This window comes from Arcticibacterium sp. SM2516 (genome assembly GCF_057914865.1).
On the sequence record NZ_CP195290.1, the window covers coordinates 1,178,063 to 1,201,376 of the forward strand.

The following is a 23,314-nucleotide window of genomic DNA, read 5'->3' on the forward strand; positions in this document are numbered from 1 at the left end:
ATCATTCATAAAAAATGAACAAAAGATTAATAAAACCTGCATTCTACTCATTTATACTATTTTCTATTTGCATTATGGGATTTCAGGTAATTTCATATAATGAACCTACCTTTTCCCTAAAGGACTATCAAATAGAAGAAGGTTTTGAACTAAGTTTAACCGCTTCCGAACCATTTTTGAAAGCACCCGTGAGTATAGACTTTGATGATAAAGGGAGAATTTGGGTGGTAGAAATGATTGGCTATATGCCAAACCTCGAAGGTATTGGAGAGGATTTGCCAAGCGGCAGAATTAGCATTTTGGAAGATTTAGATAATGATGGTGTCATTGACCATTCCAAGGTGTTTTTGGATCAACTTGTCTTGCCACGTGGACTGGCTCATGTTTATGGCGGCCTTTTATATGTGGATGGTCCCAAGCTTTGGTTCGTTGAGATAAAGAAGGATAAACCCGGTAAGAAAACCTTAGTGGATCCTATTTATGCAGAAGGAGGCAATGTGGAACATTCGTCGAACGGCTTAATGATGAATATTGACAACTGGATATACAACGCCAAGTATAATTTTAGGTATCAACTTAAAAATGGTAAATGGGTAAAGGAACCGACTTCCTATCGTGGCCAATGGGGCATTACTAAAGATAATTTTGGGCGACTTTACTTCAATAGCAACTCCACTCAATTTAAGGGTGATTTTGTTCTACCAAACAAAGCAATTCAGAACAAGTATTTTAAACCAGAAATAGCCGAAAATCAAAAGTTAGCCAGCGATCGCGTTTTCCCAATTCATCAAACATCGGTAAATCGAGGGTATCAAAAAGGTATTTTAGATGAAAGGGGTTATTTGATAAATGTTACCGCTGCTTGTGGTCCATTGATTTATCGTGGTGGAGCTTTTCAAGAAATACACAATCAAAATGCGTTTGCCTGTGTACCAGAAGCTAACCTTATTAAACGCAATGTTCTGACTTTTGAAAATACGCAAACCTCAGGAGAACAAGCTACGGAAGATAAAGAGTTTATTGCCTCTACAGACGAAGGCTTCCGCCCCGTAAACTTGTTTAATGGACCAGATGGAGCTATTTATGTGGTAGATATGCACAGAGGTATTATTCAGCACAAAGCATATATTTCTCAGTACTTGACAGAGCAGCTCGGTCTTAAAAGATTGGATACATTACAGAATGCTGGACGAATTTTGAAAATCACAAACAAAGCGGGTAAGCTTAACGCAGTACCAGATTTGTCTAAGGCTTCAAGCCAAGAATTAGTGGCCTTTCTAAGCCATTCTAATGGCTGGATTAGAGATCGTTCTCAACAATTATTGATTCAAAAGAAAGATCGTTCGGTGCTTAAAGATTTGATTAATTTGGCTCAGACTGATAATGAGTTTTCAACAGCCATTCATGCTCTTTATGTGCTTGAAGGCTTAAATTCGCTAACTTTTAGTACTTTAAGCAACATTATAAACCAATCCACGCAGCCTGAAACCGTGGCTCATGCTTTAGGGCTTTTAGAGCGATTTGCTTCGTCGCAAAATGTGTCAAAAATGAAGGATGTTTCTTCAAAGCTAATGGCTCGTAATAATGAAGTTATTGACCTTTACTTGTCCATGTCGCTGAGTAGCTGGCTCAAATACTCAGAAGCTACGTTTTTACCGATGCTAGCACAAATTGACAAAAAGTACGAGACTCAAAAAATCTTTCAAGAGGCTATCGTAAGTAGCTTAGAAGGTATAGAAGAGAAGTATACGAATACAATGAATCCTACTGCGGGGCTAAAAAGCAGTTTATCAATTGCAATCGATAATCACAAGAACGAGGAATTAAATTCAATTTTTGTGAAGGAAAAAAATGTTTTGGATCCACGTACGAAAGGCCTGCAACTTTACCGAGGTATCTGTGCCACATGTCACGCGGTAGACGGAAAAGGAACTCAAGACTTGGCACCACCGCTTAAAGGATCGGAATATATCGATGGCTCTATGAAACGCCTAGCCGCCATTATTTTACATGGAATTAGCGGGCCTATTCATGTAGATGGAAAGTTGTATGAATTAAACAACGATATGCCTGGCCTGATAAATAACAATGAAATTTCCGATCAGGATATTGCAGATATTATCAGATTTACGCAAAATGCATTTGCTAAAGCAGGAAAAGGTATTAAAGCAGAGGACGTAAAAAAAATGAGAGATAAAAAGCCTATAGGTAGCGATGTTTTTAATGAGAAACAGCTTCTCGAAACTGATTTTGAAAAATAAGAAAGTAGCTTAGTTTTTGTTAGCGATTTTACCTTTTGGAGCTTACCAGCGGGTAATGGAATTCATTGACATTCGTCAAAACTAATTTGTTGCATTACTAATTTTAAACACCATACTAATATTGTTTCTATTATTTAAGCAAAGCCGTCTCATTTATTTGAGGCGGCCTTTTGTTTTATAAGAGCTTTGGGTTTTATGATAGGAAAGGATGCTGTCTATTGAATATAATAAACCTATAAAATAGTTTTGATAGTCTGGCCACGAAGAATTCAGTTACTCTTGCTATAAACCTTGATCTTTCACTTTTAGTGTTTGATTTAGATAGTATGCGTTTATACTTTAAGGCTCTACGGTGACTATTACCCTTTGGTAGCGAGTTAGGGAAGGGGTTGCATGGTTTGCTATGGCTAGAATAATATGGATAGTGCCTAATCTGGCATTGTTTGGAGCAGGCCTACTTTCAGGATTGAAAAGTGGCGTTTATAAGGATATGGAGCAATTGAAGGATTTCTGTCAAAAGAGTAAGAATAGGGTGGAGCCTGATTTAGAAAATCTTTCTGCGGTAAAGGCATATGAGGGTTGGCAAAGCTTAATTGCACATATGGGTTAGTTCTTTCTTAATTCAGAAGGATTATACCCCATTTTTTGTTTAAAAATTCTGGAGAAATAGGACTCTGATTCAAACCCCGACTGAAAAGCGATTTCAGAAAGCGTAAGGCTACTGTTTTGTATTTGTTGCTCTGCTTTTCTGAGTTTCAGCACCAGTTGATATTGATTTGGAGATGTGCCTGTAACTTCCTTGAAAGTCTTTCTAAACCAAACGTAGCTCACATTTTGCTGAGCTGAAATGGCCTTGAAGTCCAAAATTTGATTCCATTTTTCGTGAATTTCTGCTATTGCGGCTTCTATTAAGCTCTCTTTTTTGGTACGCTTCTTTTTTGTTATCAGTGCTGAGGCGTAAACTATCCCTAAAAGCTGAATAATAAGAAAGGAAGAGAATTTTCTGAAGGAGTCGTCTTTGTTTTCTACGGTTTTTAGCAACTTGGAGAAAGTATCGGTAAACTCAGAGTTAAACCCAACTTTAATGATGGGATGCTGCGGGCTAAAACACTCTTGTTCTAACAAATAATGAGCATAGTTTCCCGAAAAACCAATCCAATATTCTTCCCATCCAGTATCTTCTTTAGGTTTATATCTATGCCAAACCCCTGGATAAAGTAATATGACCGTGCCTGCATCTATTTCTTGCGGCTTCATTCCGTTAGCTTCGAAATAGCCGCTACCCGTCGGGATGTAAAGAATCTGATACTCTTGGAGGCTTCTTCCTTTCTCCCATTCGAAATAATAATGGTCTGGGTGACTTAAATCTGGGTAGTTTAGGTTTTTGGGATGGATATGATGTCCAAGGTTTAAAATACTTATTCCCAGGTCAGTATCTGCTTCTTTATCTACTAAATCAAAATACTTTCTAAATGTCTTCATATCATTTTGTGCAAGACTATTATCAAAACATGCAAGGATTATGTCTTAAAAGTACCATTACTTTGTAATATGATGATATATCTGATAGAAATATCCGTCTTAAGTTTATCTTTTTGATAAAACTATTATATGTTTTCGGAATGATTATTTAATGTGTGTAATGTTTGCATGACTTGTTCTATTAGATATATTGAGACCTATTGAATAAAAAACGATATGATAAAAAACATTTTCTCCTTGTTTCTTTCTTGTCTCTTGCTGCAGGGCTGTCAAAAAGGCGTTTCTATCATTCTTTTGAAAACAGAAAATCTAGAAACCCCTTTAGGTATAGATATCCGGAATCCTCACTTTAGCTGGCAAATGGAGGTCATCAATAATGAAAGAAACCAATATCAGTCGGCTTATCAAATTATAGTTAAAGATGCGTCTGGAAAATTGGTTTGGGATTCAGAAAAAGTGACGTCCGATATTGCTAATGATATTGAATACGCAGGAGAAGAATTAATACCGACCACAAAATACGATTGGACGGTTAAGGTTTGGGATAAAGATGGGACTTTAATGACCAATGCCTCTTGGTTCGAAACAGGATTGTTAAATCCTGATATTTCCGCATGGGATGGTGCCAAATGGATAGGTGGTGGAGATGAAGATTTGGTGTTTTATTCACACTATTTATCGGTTTTTAAATTTCAGTATGGTATTCAGCTTGATGCTGAAAGTAAGACTACCAAAGCCGCCTTTCTTTTTGGAGGCAACGACAGCAGATTAGCCAATGCCAATTTGAACTTAATGGGCATGGAAAATGCCAAAAATGAATCTTATGTGGCTTTTGAAATTGACATTTCAGCTTTAGAAGCATCTTCCAAAGGAAGTGCTAAGTTGAACGTATACAGAGTAGGGTATAGTAAAGAAGATTCTACTAATGCACCTTTTAAGACTTTTGAGATTCCTAGGAGCCTTGTCAATCAAAAGAATAAGTATGCTAAACATACCTTTTATGCTGAGTGTAACTTTGGATTATTCCGTATTTATGTGGACGGCAAAAATAGTGGTAACCTGTTAAAAGAAAAGGGGGCAGCACCAGTTACTAGATTTAGCTCACCGGGTATAAATCTTAACCCTATAGGTAGTGGAAACAATTTCATCAGTTTCCCCATGTTGGCAGATATAGGCTTTAAGGTTTCCGAGGGTCAAAAAGCCATTTTTTCAGAAGTAGAAATTATGAATTTCAGACTGCCGTCCAATACACTTTTTAAGGAAGACCTTTCAACACAAGAGAGCATTTTTAAAGGCGAAAATGTGGCAATAGAAAACGAAAGTTATGTGATAAATGGCGGTGAAGTGTTACTGGTAGATCCAAGTCAAAATGGAGCTCCAATGCTGAGAACCGGTTTTGATTTAGAAAGTAAGGAGATAGCTAAAGCCCGACTATATGTAACCGCTAGGGGTATTTATGAAATGTATATAAATGGTCAAAAAGTCAGTCAAGACTATTTTAACCCAGGACTTACACAGTACAACAAAACTCAAATGTACCAAACCTATGATTTGACAGAGGCTTTAAATGCTGGGCAGATCAATGTCTTGGGTGCATGGCTAAGTGAAGGCTGGTGGTCAGGAAATATTACGTATTCTGGTGAAAACTGGAATTACTTTGGCGATCGCCAATCTTTATTGTCAAAACTCGTGGTGAGCTATAAAGATGGCACAGAGCAAAAGATAGTTTCTAATCCAGCGTCTTGGCAGTTTTTTAATGAAGGTCCAGTGATTTACGGTTCGTTTTTCCAAGGCGAAGTTTACGATGCCACCAAAGAAGTTGCGGTACTGGGTTGGTCTACACCGGAATACAACAGTTCTAAATGGAAAGCGGCGGTAGAAGTGCCTCTTTATGGTACAACAAACCAAGAAGAATTTACAGATTTCATGGGTAATAAACACAGCCTTAATTATGACAAACAGGAACTGGTTGGTCAGCTGGGTAGAAATGCCAGTGTAGTGAAATTAATACCATGTATAGGTGTGGAAGAAGTTAGACCAAATGTTTATGTGTACGACATGGGCCAAAACATGGTGGGATTTCCTCAGATAAACATGAAAGGTGGTACCATAGGAAATGTTGTGACTTTACGTTATTCTGAGGTGAAATATCCTAATTTAAAAGATTATGAAGGCAACGAAGGTATGGTGATGATGGAAAATATTCGGGCTGCCCTTACTCAAGATAAATACATTCTAAGAGGTGGCAACGAAACCATAGAACCTCGCTTTACTTTTCATGGTTATCGCTATCTAGAAATTACGGGAATTAAGTCTGCCATTCCTGTGGCGGATGTAAAAGGCATGGTCATTAGTTCCGTAGATGAATTGGCTTCTTCTTACACCACTTCAAACGAAAAAGTCAATAAACTCTGGGAAAACATCACGTGGTCTTTAAGAAGTAACTTTTTGTCTATTCCAACAGACACACCGGCTAGAAACGAAAGAATGGGTTGGAGTGGCGATATTTCTGTTTTTGCTAAATCAGCGACTTATCTTACAGATGCCAATTTGTTTTTAAGAAGGCACTTGTTAAACATGCGTGATGTGCAGTTCGACTCCGGTCGTTTTACAGATGTAGCCCCAATTGGTGGTGGTTTTGGTGGAACACTCTGGGGAAGTGCTGGAATAGTGGTGGCCTGGGAAACCTACCGTCAATATGGAGATTTAGCAGTTTTAAGAGAGCATTACCCGGCCATGAAAAAGTATTTGACTTTCTTAGAAACCAAAATTAACAGTGAAGGAATTCTAAATGAAGGTCCACTAGGCGACTGGCTAAGTCCAGAAGGAAACCGAAACGATAATACACTGTTTTGGATGTCCTATTTTGCTTATGACTTAGAGATAGTTTCTAAAATGGCCAAAGTCTTAGGTCAAAACAAAGAAGCCGAGATATACCTCCGTCGAAGTGCCGACATCAAAGCCAAGTTCAATGAAGTTTATGTAGATGCTGAAACCCATAAGACCGTTAGGTCTGGCGTGAAGACCATGTTTATTGGTCCTCCAAACGAGGCTGAGAAAATGGGTAAATTAGCCAAAGGAGATTTGATTGATACGCAGGCTTCCTATGCCATTCCTTTGGCTTTAGGTACTTTTAATAAAGCCAATAAACCATATGCCGTAAAGCATTTTACGGAGACCATCCAAAGAAAAAATATCGACGATCAAGGCCAAGAACTCCCTGAATATTCCTTAATGACGGGTTTTATAGGCACCGCATCCATTATGGAAGCCTTAGCGGAAAATGGCAAAGAGAAAGAAGCCTATACATTGCTTCAGCAAGAGTCTTATCCTTCCTGGCTTTATTCGGTGGTAAACGGAGCCACATCTATTTGGGAGAGGTTAAACTCTTATACGGTAGAAAAAGGTTTTGGAGGTAATAACAGCATGAATTCCTTTAATCACTATTCCTTTGGCTCGGTGGCGGCTTGGATGTATAACCATTCATTGGGCATCCAACGTGACCCGAAGGTGGCTGGTTTTAAGCGTTTTATTTTAAAACCTACGCCAGACCCAACTAAAAAAATGACCTATGCCAAAGGTCATTACGACTCCAATTATGGAAGAATTCGAAGTGGATGGGAAGTTCTTGAAAACAAATGGATATATGAAGCCACCATTCCTGCTAACTCTTCTGCAATGCTTTACTTACCAGTTCATGATGTAGATAAAGTAACAGAAGGAGGTAAGTCTGTTATGGATTGGGAAGGGATAATTATTGAGCAAGGCTTAATAAAAATACCCTTAGCATCTGGTCAATACTTTTTTGAAATAAACGATCCTTTATAAAAAATATTAATAGTCTTAAAACCTAATTTAATCAAACTACTCTAAATTTTATGTCGAAATTCAAACACGTGTCTTATTTATGGGATGAGGCTGAAGCCGCAAAAATTGATAACGAAGTCGATTTGTTCATTTATCGTTCTAATCTGCTGGGTGCAGACTTAAGATTGACCAATTATGGTGGTGGAAACACCTCTGTGAAGGTTATTGATAAAGACCCCTTGACAGGTCAAGATGTGGAAGTGATGTGGATAAAGGGCTCTGGTGGAGATATCGGAACGCTTAAAAAATCTGGCTGTGCCGCATTATATATGGAGCGTTTAATGAACCTAGAGCATGTTTATAGGGGTATTGAGCATGAAGATGAAATGGTGGCATTGTTTAATCATTGCATCTTCGATTTAGACTCAAAAGCACCGTCTATTGATACGCCATTACATGGCTTTTTGCCTTTCAAACACATTGACCATTTACATCCAGATGCGGCCATAGCTATTGCGGCAGCTAAAGACGGTAAAGAGATTACGGAAAAGCTTTTTGATGGCGAAGTAGGATGGGTAGGCTGGCAAAGACCAGGTTTTGATTTGGGTTTACAGTTAAGAGAATGTTTTGAAGAAGCACTTTCAAGAGGCATTACTCTGAAAGGGATTATGCTCGCCTCACATGGCTTATTTACTTGGGGAGATACATCTTACGAAAGTTACGTAAACACCTTAGAGGTGGTAGAAAGATGTGCGGAATACTTGGCATTTAGTTCTGGAAAAAAAGGCCCCGTGTTTGGAGGACAAAAAGTGGAAAGTCTGAATGCTTATGCCCGTAAAAATCAGGCGGCTAAAATTGCTCCAGTTTTACGTGGTTTTTGCTCTGAGAAAAATAGAATGCTAGGTCACTTTACAGATGTGCCAAACGTTTTAGAGTTTATCAATTCGCAGGATTTAGAGAGGTTGGCTCCAATGGGGACTTCTTGCCCAGACCATTTCCTGAGAACAAAAATCTCTCCCTTGGTACTTGAATTAGCTCCAGACGAAGATTTGACAGATTTGGCGGCTCTTAAAGCTAAATTATTACCTGCTTTTGAGGCCTATAGAAAAATGTATGCCGACTATTATGATACCTGCAAACATGACAATTCTCCAGCCATGAGAGATGCCAACCCTGTGGTGATTTTATACCCTGGAGTAGGCATGTTTACTTTCTCAAAAGATAAGAACACAGCCAGATTGGCATCGGAGTATTACATCAATGCTGTCAACGTTATGAAAGGGGCGGAGGCCGTTTCGGAGTATACCTCCTTACCACGTCAGGAAGCTTTCAATATTGAATATTGGCTTTTAGAAGAAGCAAAACTTCAAAGAAGACCGAAACCAAAAGCATTGACAGGAAAAGTGGCTTTAATCACTGGTTCTGGTGGTGGAATAGGGAAGGCTATCGCTAGAAAATTTGCAGAGGAGGGAGCTTGTGTGGTTATTTCTGATATTGATGAAGACAGAATCAAAGAAACGACCGAAGCGTTTATTAAAGAATTTGGTCAAGATTCCGTATCAAATACCCTCTTAGATGTCACCAGCGAAGCCAGTAGCGAACTTGCTCTGGATGCTGCTGTTTTGGCATTTGGTGGCGTGGATATCATCGTTAACAATGCCGGAATTAGCATTTCAAAACCGATAGCAGAACATACCTTGGCAGAATGGGATAGATTGTATGACATTTTAGTAAAAGGACAATTTATTGTTTCTAAAGCGGCTGTGGAAATCTTAAGAAAGCAAGATATCGGTGGAGATATCGTCAATATTGTTTCTAAAAATGCGGTAGTGGCTGGGCCAAATAATGCAGGATACGGTTCTGCAAAAGCGGCTCAAGCTCATTTGACCCGTTTATTAGCAGCGGAACTTGGACCAGATAAAATTAGAGTAAATACCATTAATCCTGACGCGGTAATTTCTGACTCAAACATCTGGAAAGGGGGCTGGGGAGAAGGCAGAGCCAAAGCCTACGGAATCACGGTCGACGAGCTTCCTGCATTTTATGCCAAAAGAACGTTACTTAACGAGATTATCTTACCGGAAGATATCGCAAACGCATGTTTTATAGTGGTAGGAGGGATGCTAAACAAAAGCACAGGAAACTCCATCAATGTTGACGGTGGCGTAGCGATGGGTTTTTATAGGTAAGTCCTTATATCAGCATTCGCTGTTTTAGCAAAGCAAAAATTAGAGTTCATACATTTTAGACTTCTTAATTTATTGATTTGGGAGTTAAGAAGGGTGCTTGCTTTTTGGTTACTTTTTTCAGTAAAAAAGTATCGCCCGCCAGGCAAAGGCAACGTAGAATTAGATATAGAAGAAAGCTTAGAGAAATAATATTTTAAGAAATGAAAATTAGCAAAGAACTAATAGGCAATCATAATGCCGATTTAAGCAGTAAGCATGACACAAAACTTCGGTTTACGACCTCTGAGGTAGCAAATACGGAAGCAATTATAGAAAAACTCATGGCGTTTCAGATCGCTATTCCTTCTTGGGCACTAGGCACTGGTGGAACAAGATTTGGTCGTTTCCCAGGAGGAGGGGAGCCTCGCTCTTTGGAAGAGAAAATAGAAGATGTAGGATTATTGCATAAGTTAAACCAGTCTTCAGGAGCCATTTCATTACACATTCCATGGGATATCCCAGAAGACTATCAGTCTATCAAAACACTCGCAGGAGAACATGGTTTAGCATTTGATGCGGTTAATTCAAACACCTTTCAAGACCAAACGGACCAAAAGCATAGCTATAAATTTGGCTCACTTCAGAATGTTAATAAGGCTATCAGAAAGCAAGCGGTAGACCATAATATTGAAGTCATAAAACATGGAGTAGGGCTAGGTTCTAAATCATTGACAGTCTGGCTTTCAGACGGTTCTTGTTTCCCTGGCCAACTTAATTTTAGAAAAGCTTATGAAAATACTTTGGAGAGTTTACAAGAAATATATGCAGCACTTCCGTCAGACTGGAAATTGTTTTTGGAGTACAAATCTTATGAGCCAAACTTCTATTCTACCACGGTGGCAGATTGGGGACAGTCGCTGTCTTATGTACAGAAACTAGGAAACAAAGCTTCTACCTTGGTAGACTTAGGTCATCATTTGCCCAATGCCAATATAGAGCAGATAGTGGCCCTTTTGCTTATGGAAGAAAAGCTTGGAGGTTTCCATTTTAACGACTCGAAATATGGTGACGATGACTTAACTGCGGGCTGCGTTAAGCCTTATCAGCTATTTTTGATTTTCAATGAATTGGTAGAAGGAATGGATGCCAGAGGCATGAGCCACGCCAAAGATTTAGGTTGGATGATAGATGCTTCGCATAATGTAAAAGACCCATTAGAGGACTTATTACAATCTGTGGAAGCCATTATGTTGGCTTACGCCCAAGCACTTTCTGTAGATAGAAAAGCATTAGAAATAGCACAAGAAGAAAACGATGTGACTAAAGCCCAAGAGATACTGCAAAACGCTTACAGGACAGATTTAAGAGCTCTGGTGGCAGAAGCCAGACTAAGAACAAACGGTGCCCTTAACCCTGTAGAATTATACAGAAAAACCGGTGTAAGAAATGAATTGATAAAAGAGCGGGGTGCGGTAACAGTAGCCACAGGTCTTTAGCAATTATTTAGTTAAAGCGGTCACTGATGTATTTTTTGGTGACCGTTTTTTTGTGTTTGCTTAGGAGTGTTGGTCTATCTTAAGGCTTATGTTTCCATCAAAGTTTTGTCGAAATTCAATAGGGGAACGGTTTGTATTTAGCTTAAAAAACTTACAGAAAGAAAGGATTGTTCAAAACTCAGTTCGTAAGTAATTTCACTCTCAAGGAGTGCCGTGGTTGAGCGTTTTCTTTGGTTATATCAATCAATTTGCTGTGAATATGCTGCTGGTTGGTTTATAAGCTTGTAACGGTATTATAAGGGTTAGATTGCACTTGTGTAAATCTTTCTAGTTTGAATTTATTTGTCATTTTTGTGTGTTTCTATTTTCGTTGAAGTGTCTAGCGTTCCAAATGTTTCAAGCATATATTTCATTGAAATTTTAATATATTTAAGAAATTAACAGCTCTTTTTTATGAAACGTCGGTCATTTTTTGGAAAAACTTCTGCAGCCTTAATGGGACTTGGGCTTAGCACCAGTTCTTACGCAAATACACGCAATAAAGGGGACGAAAAACCTTTCAATGTTTGTGCTACCTTAGACCAAAACAAAGTGTTCTTTTATGCAGAGGTTATCCATGAAGCCATCAAAGTAGTTCATATCACTGATACGCATTTGTTTAAAGATGATGAAAATGGAGTTCCTTATCAAGAGTTTAGTCAGAGAATGGCGAAGGCCTATAACCAAACCACACATTTTCAGTCAAGAGAAGAGACGAATCCAGAAGAGGCTTTTGAACAAGCCTTGGCCTATGCAAAAGCAGTAAAAGCAGATGTGATCACGTTGATTGGTGATATTTTTAGTTTTCCGTCAGAGGCAGCTATAGCGTGGGTACAGTCAAAGCTAAAAGAAACAGGCATTCCTTACATCTATACGGCCGGTAACCATGATTGGCATTATGAAGGCATGGAAGGTACAATGGAGACTTTACGTGATACTTGGATAGAAAAACGATTATTGCCATTATATCAAGGGAATCATCCTTTGATGGCAGCTTACGATGTTAAAGGCCTTCGGTTCTTAGCCATAGATAATTCTACCTACCAAATTAACGAGGAGCAATTGGCATTTTTTAAAGCACAGGTAGCTACTGGAATACCATTGGTTTTATTGGTGCATATTCCCATGTATGCCCCAGGTAAGGGTGTGTCGTTTGGTTGTGGAAACCCGAACTGGGGAGCAGCCACAGACCCAGGTTTTAAAGTAGAAAGGCGGCCAATGTGGCCAGAAAGTGGGCATACGCAAACCACATTTAATTTTCATAAGGAAGTCTTTGATGCACCCAATCTATTAGGCATTTTTGCTGGACACATTCATCGGAATTCTATGGAAATTATTAAAGGAAAACCACAAATCGTTTCCGATGACAACGCCAGCGGAGCTTATTTGGACATAGACTTTTTACCGATGAATGCCCAGGATAAGGATTTGCTTTATTAAGAAGACTTCTGTAAAGGAATGGTCATTTATGTCTTACTGTTAAATGCATTCATTTTTATTAATTCGAGAAGAAAACACAAAGGAGTAGAGCCCACTTAGTTGGGTGCTACATAGGTGTTAGTTTTGGTTGTGAACTTTTCTTCAGTTGGAGCTTATTTCCTTTTCACAAATCCAGATGTTTCGTACGAATTTTGATTTCCCTTTCTTAGCCACAGTGCAGAAATCAGTAACCTTCAATCCTGAATTTTTGATGATGGTTTCTATGTCTGAGATAGATACTATCACTATGCGGTCGCTTAATTTTGCTGCTGATGCTATGATGTTTAAAGCTATATCGTCGTTTGAATAGGAGTATAAATTGTATGGAAGGTCTATTATAGCGGCATCGTACCGTGTGTCTAAGTCTTTAATATCTGAACAGTATACCTGTGATGGATAGTTATAGTATAACAAGTTTTCTCTGGTATGGCTACACGCTTTCCAATTGATGTCGCACCCGTCTATGTTGAACCCAGAAAAACATGCTTCTAACATGATGGTACCCACACCACAGCAACCATCTAACAGCTGACGCTTTTCATCACCTTTCGACGCCAGACTCACCAGGGTTTTAGCAATAGTCATGCTAATGGAATTGCTAAAAGAACACGGCTTTTTCTTGTGCTTATGCCAGTCAGGATCATGTTTTATCAAAATCCCGAAATACCACAGGTTTTTATAATGGCAAATTGCGTAAGTGACGGTTGGATTATCAAAATCGGGTTCACCTTCTATGCAATGTCCTACATCTTTTAATTTTTTACGTCTTTCTGCATAGTCTGCCGTATCACCGTCCAAAATCAGGTATTCGGCTTTAAAGCCTTCAACATGAATATTTTCTTCTTCGATGTTTTTTAATAGCTCGGAATAACTTTCTGAAGATGAAATTATCTCAAATCTGTTTTTAATAAACGGACTGACAGTAGGGTCTATTCTGATATCAGAAAATAACACTTTATCCGTTTCTTCTTTATCAAAAATCTGCCTTGATTCTAGCTTACATAGCTCCGTATGATGGTAGTCGTATTTGAACGAATATAAGTAGGAAAGATGAGGTGTTGTTATTGCCAAGTTTTGTCGTAATTGCTCCAAAGCTGCGAAATTAAAGTAATTGGTTTGTATATGACTTAAAAAGTCGACTACTTTTTGGTTGACTTCGCAGTTTCTGATTGAAAACCCTGGGTCAAAGGCCTGATATTTAAGTTAATGTATCTTATTGCCTATGGCCACAGGGACTCAAATGAATTAATGCGGAACTTTTAAGCTTGTCTGGAGCTTTAACGAATGTTCTTATTTGAATGAAAGCCTTATTCTTAGCAACTACCTTCTAAATTTGTTCCATTTCTTGATAGATTTTTCTTTGCGAGTTTTGAAATATTTCTCCTCCAAATTCCTCATTGTCAAGTGAAATTGTTGTAATGTCTTTTATCCCCATTATTCCGAATACAAATTTCAAGTACGTTGTTTGAAAATTCATGTGTTCATTTTTTTCATTTTCTCCATAACCAGTATCGCCTCGACTTGATAAAATGAACATTTTCTTGTCTTTGAGAAGTCCTACATAATTTCCGTCTGGTTCACCAGAACGAAATTTCCACGTTTCGTTAATTCTCATGAGCTGGTCAATGTATGATTTTAAACCACTCGAGATTGACCAGTTGTACATTGGTGTACCTATAACATAGATATGATGTTCCTTAAATTCTTTGACCAACTTATCGCTAAATAGAACCCCTTTTTGATTCTCTTCTGTTCTGTCCTTTGGCTTGACAAAAGCACTTGCAATCCATTTTTCATTTATTGATGGAATTTCTTCCAGTCCGACTTCTCGGTAAGAAAAAAGGTCGGTTGGATTTTTTCTTTGCCAATTTTCTACAAAAAGTGATGTTAGTTTTCTACTGTATGATTTTTTGTTTCTTATACTTGAATTAATGATTAGAACTTTGTTCATCTGCTTTAATTTTAATTGAGAAGCAAAATTCGTTTTTGGAAAAGTAAAAAATATTGACCTAGTTTAAGATGCTCTATTTTTTTTCCGAATTCTGCTCAAAAATTCGGCAGTAATTCCCAAATAGGATGCGATAAGATAGTTGGGTACTTTCTCTGTAATTTTCGGATAACTTTCAATAAAATCGGAATAACGTTGTTCTGCGTCAAGAACATTATTAAATATGATTCTCCTTTGCAAACTGCCGAGATAATTTTCAAGAATTATTCTAAAAAAACGTTCAAGTTTGGGGATTTGCCTTAGCATTTCTTGAAAAGAATCATAGTGGATTTGTAGTAATTGGGTTTTGTCAATGGCTTGGATATTATATATGGAAGGTACTTGTTTTTGAAAGCTCTCAATATCTGTGGCCCACCAATTTTCAATAGCAAAATATAGGATTTCCTCTTTTCCCGTTTCGGAATTTATGTAAAAAGCCTTTAGTGTTCCGCTAACTACGAAATTGTCAGTTTTGCAAGTTTCGCCGTTTCTTAACAGATAATTTCCTTTTTTTAATGTTTTTTCAATCCAAAATGTTTCAATTAAAGCTTCTTCTTCCGCATTTAAAGGAAAATATTTTGAAATTGATTCGATTAGCGGTTTCATCATTCCAATGCTTGCTAAGGTTTAGTGAATGAGCCCTTGCGTGTTCAGGCTTGAATTATTAAAATTACAAAACCCAGCTGGTAAATTCGCTAGGGTTTTCCAAAGTAGTTTTGACCATGGAGTGGTTGAAACACAGGGCAGAACTCAACCCAAGGTAGCAAGGTAAAGACAAAAACGATTTCAGTTCCTTTGGATTTTTTGACAGTGAAACCATGTCATTTTCGAGATGATTTTTTGAATCTAAATATTTTTTTCATTCCATTTTACACTGATATTCAAAGCGATTATTTGGTCATTATTTGTCATAATTTTACTTATTCGCGATACTCTTCTTTTACAAGTCGTTTTGAAATCCACCAATAGTTTCCGCTTGGGTCTATTATGCCAGATTGCCTATCCTTGTAATCCTTATCTGCAGGTTTAAACTCAACTTTGGCCCCGTTTTTAACTGCTCTTTTATGCATCTCATCAACATCGTCGACTTATAAATAAAATGACGTTCGCATATTTAAAAATTGACCTTTCGCTTGGCTTATCATAAAGCAGGAAGTACCGATTTTTAAAATTAAGTTTGCAATTTCACCATTCTTTGGATGAGTTGAACGGTTGATTTCTTCCGCAAAAAATGCTTTTTTAAGAAAGTCAATTAGTTCATTTGGGTTTTCCGTGAATAAATATGCGTTTACAGTTCCAAAACCCTACTGGTCGATAGGTGTCAAATATTTTGTTCATTGTCAGGATTTTTTAAGCTTGTTTTTTAACTTTAAATAGGTCTTGTTTTTTTGTTCCCTTACTTTTGACCTTTATGCTTTGGGTCAAAGTCCACCATCCATTCAATTCCGTATTTGTCTCTAAACATTCCAAAATAGGAACCCCAAGGACTGTCGCCTATGGGCATTTCAACATTACCTCCTTCTGAAAGTCCGTTAAATAACCTGTCGGCCTCTTCACGGCTTTCTGCACTAATAGATATTTTAGACCTGTTTTCATTCTCATTTACTCGTCCCATTCTTTCGGGTACGTCATTGGCCATCAAAATATTTTTGCCAATAGTCAAAGCAAAGTGCATTATTTTATTTGCTTCATTTTCTGTTACTTGATTTTCAGGAAATGACATATCTTTGAAACGCATTAAAGTAGCAAACTCTCCGCCAAATACTAATTTGTAAAATTTGAATGCTTCTTCTGCATTTCCATTGAAGTTAATGTAAGGATTGATAAGTGCCATAATTTTTATTTTTTAGATTAATGTTTGGGTTATCAATATGTTGCCCTTTCTCAATTTTGTCAAAAAAGATGTATTTGGAAATTTTCTTATGGCAAGAACTTCCGTTTTTTTGGGCTTGTTGCCTATGGTCTTAAATATGAGTACTGGTGAGTCATCAAGCTGAAATAATAAGACCAAAAATTACGATATATGCTTGCATTTATGATTCTAGCACGGTCTTGATCTTAAACAAATAGCTATTGGAGTTTAAACCCGCTTTATGCATTAGAAAATCTCCCAATTTTATCGGGACTGTAGCTAAATTGCTTAAAATCAGTATACTTCTCAAGCTCAGCACAGGCTACACCCATTTAAACTCAATCAACAGAGCCCTTCAACATTAGCTCAGGGTAAACCACTATGCTAATCTCTTTTTAAATATCTGATTTATTACACTTTAGCTTCTCATAACACTTCCCCAAAGAATAATCCGGGTTGAAAAGATACTAACCAGAAGCGAATGCCTTAAGCTAAATGAGCTATCGATAAGCTCTCCATAAAATTTCATGTTTGAAATACGGACAGCGTTAAGTATGGCTAAACGCATATGTTAAAGTTGCAAGAGGTGCGGTGTTTAGACCATCTCCCACGAATTGCTCTTTTTCGTTTTGGACTATAATCTTATTGTTTTTAACCACGTTTTTTATGAGATAAACCCCGATATACGATTTCTTCTATAAACGCTCTTGCAGTATTATTTCTTTATCTTTTGGTGAGACGGTATATATTACATAATTACCTTTCGTATCGGTTTTTGCTTTTAAATGAATTAGATCTTTATTGACGGAAACATTCTCCCAATTTTTAGGCACGTAAGTTTTTAAGGTAATGGGTACATCGTATACTATTGGATCAAGGGAAGAGGAGAGACTGACCTTTATACTGTTACCACTCATTTCACTTTTAATTTCTGTGTTTTTCCGTTCTTTCATATACTTGGTAACGTCTGCAAAAGTGGCGACCCACATTTGCTCTTTTTTTTCATTTATATATTGAAAATATTCTTCTAATTCTTTTCCTGTTTTTGGCTCCCAACCGATGCCATTTATGCCATGAAATACCAATACCAGCCATACATTATCCCGAACCAAACATCTATCTATCCATTCTTTCATTTTCCCTAATCCTATATCCGAAAGTGGACCTCTTTGCCATTGTACATACTCTTTTTCCGATTCCTCTGGGCTTTTATTACTCGATCTATTTAGTTCTTCTAGATAAGGTTCCGGCATTCTGTTTCTAAGTGAAGGGTATAGTTTATGAGCATATTCCATCACTCTTTCATTTTCTGTTCCATAGGGGCATTCGGCAGAAAATGTATGCTTCTTTCCTAAAAAGTTCTCAATATCCTTTTTACTTTGTTCCAGTTCATACATTAAATTTACTTCATCCAAAACCGCCAATCTAGCATGCGTAACCGTGTGACTAGCTATTTCATGACCCTGTTTGGCATAAATTTTTAAATCTTCCCAAGTGGTGGTATCCACCAAATTATCATGATGTATCACTTGGTCTAAATTTCTTATCTCTCCATTTCTGATTTTTTGATATCCTTCGTCTAAAAGCTGATAAGCTTCCAATATTTTGCCAGCTTCATAAAGCGAACCTGCCCTAGAATGATACTCTACGGCTTCTGTAGTTCCCGTATAAGCCATGAGTGAAGCCCTTTCAAAAAAGTTCTCTTTATCCGTTTTTATGGAAATTGTCTCTTCGATAATTTCTTCTTTTGGTCGCCCTATGAACTTACCTTCTTTTGAACCATCTATTTTTCCCGTGATGATATAAAAAGTCCCGGGCATTTGAAACTTATCCATAATCGGTTTTGCCACCATAAATTGATTGATTATTCCGTCATCATAAGTAATTGAAATTGCCGACCTTTTGTCATCTTGCCACTTTGTGATCGTGGTAAGTCCTACATTTTCTTCTTTGCAAGAAAAAAACAATCCAATTCCTAGAAGTAGTATTATATTTTTTGACATAATTTTTCGACTTTCTTAATGATTTTCAATTTAATGATCTTTCCTGTATTTGGGCTTATCTACTGGCCAATGTGTTGTTATAAGCTTCTCCAAAAATAGCAGGAGAAAAGTTAGATTTTAAGCTAAATCAATGGTAAAAGGAATACCCTAAAAATGATTAGAAGCTTAGAACCCGAAAGAGGGCCACCAAGAAGTATAAAACCAAACTGAACAAAATGGTAGAAGGTAAAAATGATGGCTCAAAAAAAGTACTCAGCTGGGAGAGCTATGTCTTTGGCTTACATTTTTACTAAAGATGGGTATTTAAAAGGCTGGAGTAGTCGGAAGCTTAGGCGAAATCAAGGGGGCAAAATTGAAATTATAGTTACAGAAACCCCTTCTTAAAACACAAATAACAAACGAGTTCCATTGAATCCCTCCCGATAGCTATCGGGAGCAAATATCTGGGTGCTTTAGCTCAATCCCGATAGCTATCGGGGCTCAAATGAACCGAAGCCTTAATCGCTGCATTCGAGCCTAATTGTTGGGCAACGTGTTTTATTTATTTAGTCAAAATGTTAATTATATTTCTCCTATATTCTGAATCCTTTTCCCGAAGTTCCAGAATTTTATCTTTTAAATCTATGTTTACATACCACTCTGAATAGAATCCTTTTTCTTCGATATCATCAAAAAATATCTTAGTCTTGATATAATCTTGGTTTATATTTTCTATTTCGCCACCGAGTAGAAAAGTAGTTGATGAAATCCTATTTTTCATTTTTAGAATTGGGTTATCAGTTTTATATAATCCAATCAACGCTTTAATAAAGTTGTCGCTTAATTTACCAATCGAATAGAAATTAATCCCCTCTTTATAAAATCGGGTTTTATCAACCTCGCCATCAATCATTCCTGATTTCATATCTGGTCTAAATGCAATCTCAAATCCAACAGTATCTTTACCCCACAATCCTTCAACTTTGCAAATATGATTTTTAAATTCATCTTGCCAATACTTAGTAATTGTCAATTGTAAATCAACAAAATCAGGCTCATCGCTAATATCAATTTGTTTTAAATTGCTTTGTCCATATAGAAAATTAAATAATCCCATAAGTATCAAAATCGTTATAGTTATCTTTCTTATCATATCAAATCGGAATACGTGTGCGGTTTTTTCAACATGTTGCCCAACGTTCAGGCTATGGTTAGTACGGGAATTAAAATTACTGAATTTCCGATTTAGCACTTAGCCAAAACTTTTTATTTTGTTTTATCTTTTTCTTTGTAAAGCCAAATCAAAAAGATTTGGCGGACTTGGTTAAAAGCTCAAAACTTTGGATTAAGCACCAAAACCCGTATTAATTATAGCCATTGTTAGGCTTTCGTTATCCTATTCAGTTACAATGAACCAAGGGATTTCAATCAACCCCTGTTTTAGATAAATATTTACATTATCATCTATTTCAATTCTGTCATAAAGCTCTTTAGATACCGAAACATCATCACTTTCAGTTTGTGTACCCCAAATTGCTAATTCTAAATAATATGTTGTTGTTTTACCAGAACTAATTCGTTTGTCTAATACTTTCGATTGGAATGTTTCCGGAACGCTTTCGTCATACATACAGTTCAAAGTTACCATAGAACCGTAACCAAATCCAAAAAAGAAAATGGTTAGAGATAGAACTGAAAAATAATCTTTTGCTTTCTTAAACTTAAATTCCTTTGTTCCAAATACTACCAAGGATATCATAGCAATTCCAATTGTAATTGAAGGAGTCCAAATGTTAGAATAATCAAAAATGTTATAATCAAGTAGAGCTCTTAAAAACAATCCGCAAGAAGTCATTAAAATAGCAAAGAATACTGTCGGGTATGCACTTCCTTTCTTTTCATCAATTCTAATGAGACCTTTGTAGTAGATAACTACTAATGTTGCAATGATTGGTAATGATATAGATGCTAAAATTGCATATTCATATGGTTCAGGTTTGAATAATGTCCAAATAAGAATTAGTCCGCCAGTCCAATTTAAAACTTTAGCAACCTTTTTTGCTTGATTAAGTAGAGAAGACCTTTCTTCTGTATTTATCCCATATTCAAAATTGTCTAAAATTTCAGCTTCTTCTTTTTCTTCATTTACTTGGTGTAAATCAGGAAATTTTGAATACAGCCACATTATCAATTCATTAGAATTACCAATATATGTGCTTATCTTAATTCTTTTCTTTCTTTCTGTATTTGGAAGTACAAAAATGTAGTTCTGCTCTACTTGAAAGCCCTTGATTTCTTGAAATTTCAAATCGCGATTGATAAAAGTACTTCTTATACCTAATGTGTCAGATGAGATTATCACCTTTCCCTTAATTGTATCTAATATTCCAACAACCATTAGTCCAATCATTCCTAATGATAAAGGAGCGAAAAAATATAACATCTCGATAGAAGTATCATCCAATACGAATGGCACTATCAATAACCAGACGAAAAGAGCAATTAGTAATGGAGCGAAAACGTAAATAAAAATTGCCCAACCTTTTCCTATTTTATATTCTTTCAATGTCATTTTTTTAATGAAGCCTAACGGTTTCGGGCTTTGCGTTGGTGGGCTTTTGAAACCGAAAACTGTCTGCCAGCACCAACGTTTATTAATTGCTCAATTTTTTCTATTCGCACTGTCGCCCACTAACGCAAAACCCGTGTTATGCCCAGTTTTTCATTGTCCATTATTTTATCAACAAGATCACGAAACGTCAGGATGTCGCCAGTGTGAATAGGTCGTCTGTAAACCCAGTTAGGAAATATTTTGTCGATCCAATATTTAAACCTTCTCTCTGTTTGTAATTTTCCGTATTCAAGTTTGTCGAAAGTCTTAACACCTGTCAACGTTACTTCTTCCATTAGCGGAGAGAAGTTTTCATTAATGCTGAGAAATTCTTCGATTTTGGTTGACGGTCTCAGGTCAGCAACATTTACTCCTTTGTTTTTAAGATTTCTCTTTAAAGTCAAAAATATTGCAGCTGATAAACATTCTCCCCCCAGTCTTTTAACAGGTTTTATAATTTCCTTTTCCGCAACAGTTGATAAAAAGTCACATAAATCGCCAAGTGTTTGTTTATCGTCCGGATTTAAAATTGTCTTCCATATCTTTCTTGAAACTTCAATTCTAAATTCTTGATTTAAAAATTCCGCATACTCGTCCCAAGGCAACAAATCCTGAGCGTCTTGTAATTCCCATATTTTTGTCTCACGAGTTAAAACAAAGGTCTCGTCAGCCATTGGGTCTAATGGACTAAATAGTCGATGTTGCTCCTTAAAAATTTCAAGAAGTTCATCAGATGTATAAAGTGTTTTTTCGTTCATATTTCTGTCCTCCTAAAATTGGGCATAACGTGTTTGTATAAGATTAGTTGCGTGTTTTAAGCACTAAAGTTAGCAAATAAAACACAGATGGAAAGTCCGCAAGGACTTTCGTAAATAGGCTTGCACTAGCAATTAATTTTATACGGTGTTACCTGCTGGCATTTCTCAAATCATTATTCTAAAATTAAAATACAAATCTTTATATTCCATAAAATCCTCGTAACCCATTCCAAAGGAAAATCTTTTTATCAGAAATCCATTATTAAAATTAATATCCTTAAAAATTTCAGCTTTGTAATTAATTTGATTTTCAAATACTGATGTAGAAAGTGTCGTGCTTACATTGAGTTTTGAAAACCATTTAGAAGCATAAAAATGACCTCCGATTTTATTATAATTCCTGCTCAAATAATCAAATCCAACTCCTACGCCTAAGTTCTTTTTAAGATTTAATCCATATTTAATTTGATGATTTTCAAATTTATTTCGTCTGTAATTTATATTGACATTTCTATTCTGATAATTATATGCTATATAATCTGAAAGATTAGAATTTTTATGAAATATATTCCATTTGGCTATTTGTAAATTCAGATGATGAAATCCGTTGTTGTCAAAGTTGTACTGTAACGAGCTACTTCCGTTTATTTTTGTTTTACCGATATATGTCGCAGAATAGGAAGTGAAAAAACCTAAAGGTAATTTTGTAGCTCCACTATAGCCCAATTCTAAAGAATTTGATACATAACACATATTTACCATTCCTCCAGAATTGTAACAGCCTTTCTTTGGTAGTGTTTCTTTAAATTTTGTGTACACCTCTTTAAGCTTTAAAGTATCGGATATTTCTTTTACTAAGTCCATAACTATAATTGCTTCTGGAATTGAATCTTGCGAAGATGGTGTCCAGTAGTTTTTTTGCCAGTAACTTTCTTTATTTGAATGTTCTACTATGTATGTTATTCCGTCCATTCCTTGACTCCATTTTTCTATATTCTTATCTGACGGAAGTTCTAAGATTTTGGAATTTTGTACAATATTATAGACGTTTTGTGATTGTTTTGTTGTCAGTAGAATTTTATTTGTAAATGTTTCGGTTTGACTTCTGTTAGCTTTTTTGGTATGATAAATATAATTTACAATTACTCCATTTATAACAGAACTATCTTTTGATATTTCAATTACCTGTCCGTGATTCCAAAATCTAAAATTGAAGTCATCTTCTGATTTTTCAAAATCTTTTAAGTCCAATGTCTTTCGAAATTCAACATTTCGTTTGTACCAATAAGCAGTATCTCCTTTTATTTCTTTGGTTTGAGAAAATAGAGTCTGAACCAACAATAAAAGCGGGATGATGATGATTTGCAGTTTGTTCATTTGCTTGCAGGTAAC

At 36.5% G+C, this 23,314-nt stretch carries 17 protein-coding genes and 1 pseudogene; 6 read left to right on the forward strand and 12 right to left on the reverse strand.

Annotated elements, in window-relative coordinates:
• Positions 1-14 precede the first annotated feature (14 nt).
• Positions 15-2,261: a DUF7133 domain-containing protein gene (locus ACSBFT_RS04875; protein WP_489603756.1), complete on the forward strand. Its 2,247-nt coding sequence runs from the start codon at positions 15-17 to the stop codon at positions 2,259-2,261.
• Between the two features lie 339 nt (positions 2,262-2,600).
• Here the strand turns inward: ACSBFT_RS04875 and ACSBFT_RS04880 are convergent, their stop codons facing one another.
• Positions 2,601-2,684: a hypothetical protein gene (locus ACSBFT_RS04880; RefSeq protein ID WP_489604865.1), complete on the reverse strand. Its 84-nt coding sequence runs from the start codon at positions 2,682-2,684 to the stop codon at positions 2,601-2,603.
• On the opposite strand from ACSBFT_RS04880, the gene ACSBFT_RS04885 reads away from it, so the two are divergent.
• A complete protein-coding gene (locus ACSBFT_RS04885; RefSeq protein WP_489603757.1) occupies positions 2,665-2,871 on the forward strand; it encodes a hypothetical protein in 207 nt (68 codons plus the stop codon). The genes ACSBFT_RS04880 and ACSBFT_RS04885 overlap by 20 nt on opposite strands.
• On the opposite strand, the gene ACSBFT_RS04890 is transcribed toward ACSBFT_RS04885, so the two are convergent.
• Positions 2,868-3,743: an AraC family transcriptional regulator gene (locus tag ACSBFT_RS04890; RefSeq protein ID WP_489603758.1), complete on the reverse strand. Its 876-nt coding sequence runs from the start codon at positions 3,741-3,743 to the stop codon at positions 2,868-2,870. The genes ACSBFT_RS04885 and ACSBFT_RS04890 overlap by 4 nt on opposite strands.
• 216 nt (positions 3,744-3,959) lie before the next feature.
• Between ACSBFT_RS04890 and ACSBFT_RS04895 the strand changes: the two genes are divergently transcribed.
• From ACSBFT_RS04895 to ACSBFT_RS04910, 4 genes are all read left to right on the forward strand, one after another.
• Positions 3,960-7,571 carry a family 78 glycoside hydrolase catalytic domain gene (locus ACSBFT_RS04895; RefSeq protein ID WP_489603759.1) on the forward strand — a complete coding sequence of 1,204 codons (3,612 nt, stop codon included), beginning with the start codon at positions 3,960-3,962 and terminating at the stop codon, positions 7,569-7,571.
• Positions 7,572-7,621: 50 nt separating this feature from the next.
• Positions 7,622-9,739 (forward strand): bifunctional aldolase/short-chain dehydrogenase, encoded by a 2,118-nt coding sequence (locus ACSBFT_RS04900; protein ID WP_489603760.1) that lies wholly within the window; start codon positions 7,622-7,624, stop codon positions 9,737-9,739.
• Positions 9,740-9,939: 200 nt separating this feature from the next.
• The gene (locus ACSBFT_RS04905; protein ID WP_489603761.1) at positions 9,940-11,214 is read left to right on the forward strand and encodes a sugar isomerase; all 1,275 of its coding nucleotides are present in this window, start codon (positions 9,940-9,942) and stop codon (positions 11,212-11,214) included.
• 453 nt (positions 11,215-11,667) lie between these two features.
• Entirely contained in the window at positions 11,668-12,693 is a 1,026-nt protein-coding gene (locus ACSBFT_RS04910; RefSeq protein WP_489603762.1) for a metallophosphoesterase family protein, read from the forward strand.
• Between the two features lie 141 nt (positions 12,694-12,834).
• Here ACSBFT_RS04910 and ACSBFT_RS04915 read toward each other — a convergent pair whose 3' ends face one another.
• From ACSBFT_RS04915 to ACSBFT_RS04960, 10 genes and pseudogenes are all read right to left on the reverse strand, one after another.
• Entirely contained in the window at positions 12,835-13,803 is a 969-nt protein-coding gene (locus ACSBFT_RS04915) for a TRM11 family SAM-dependent methyltransferase (RefSeq protein ID WP_489603763.1), read from the reverse strand.
• Between the two features lie 256 nt (positions 13,804-14,059).
• Positions 14,060-14,683: an FMN-dependent NADH-azoreductase gene (locus tag ACSBFT_RS04920; protein ID WP_489603764.1), complete on the reverse strand. Its 624-nt coding sequence runs from the start codon at positions 14,681-14,683 to the stop codon at positions 14,060-14,062.
• A 63-nt stretch (positions 14,684-14,746) separates the two neighbouring features.
• Positions 14,747-15,328 (reverse strand): Crp/Fnr family transcriptional regulator, encoded by a 582-nt coding sequence (locus ACSBFT_RS04925; RefSeq protein ID WP_489603765.1) that lies wholly within the window; start codon positions 15,326-15,328, stop codon positions 14,747-14,749.
• Between the two features lie 311 nt (positions 15,329-15,639).
• Positions 15,640-15,795: pseudogene (locus ACSBFT_RS04930) on the reverse strand (hypothetical protein); the annotation flags it as partial.
• A gap of 320 nt (positions 15,796-16,115) precedes the next feature.
• Positions 16,116-16,553, reverse strand: a complete 438-nt coding sequence (locus ACSBFT_RS04935) for a VOC family protein (protein ID WP_489603766.1) — start codon at positions 16,551-16,553, stop codon at positions 16,116-16,118.
• Between the two features lie 713 nt (positions 16,554-17,266).
• Entirely contained in the window at positions 17,267-18,574 is a 1,308-nt protein-coding gene (locus tag ACSBFT_RS04940; RefSeq protein ID WP_489603767.1) for a polysaccharide deacetylase family protein, read from the reverse strand.
• 541 nt (positions 18,575-19,115) lie between these two features.
• Entirely contained in the window at positions 19,116-19,706 is a 591-nt protein-coding gene (locus ACSBFT_RS04945) for a hypothetical protein (protein WP_489603768.1), read from the reverse strand.
• A 243-nt stretch (positions 19,707-19,949) separates the two neighbouring features.
• Entirely contained in the window at positions 19,950-21,125 is a 1,176-nt protein-coding gene (locus tag ACSBFT_RS04950; protein WP_489603769.1) for a hypothetical protein, read from the reverse strand.
• Positions 21,126-21,244: 119 nt separating this feature from the next.
• Positions 21,245-21,922, reverse strand: coding sequence for a hypothetical protein (locus ACSBFT_RS04955; protein WP_489603770.1), 678 nt, complete (start codon positions 21,920-21,922; stop codon positions 21,245-21,247).
• A 165-nt stretch (positions 21,923-22,087) separates the two neighbouring features.
• Positions 22,088-23,299 carry a hypothetical protein gene (locus ACSBFT_RS04960; protein WP_489603771.1) on the reverse strand — a complete coding sequence of 404 codons (1,212 nt, stop codon included), beginning with the start codon at positions 23,297-23,299 and terminating at the stop codon, positions 22,088-22,090.
• Positions 23,300-23,314 lie beyond the last annotated feature (15 nt).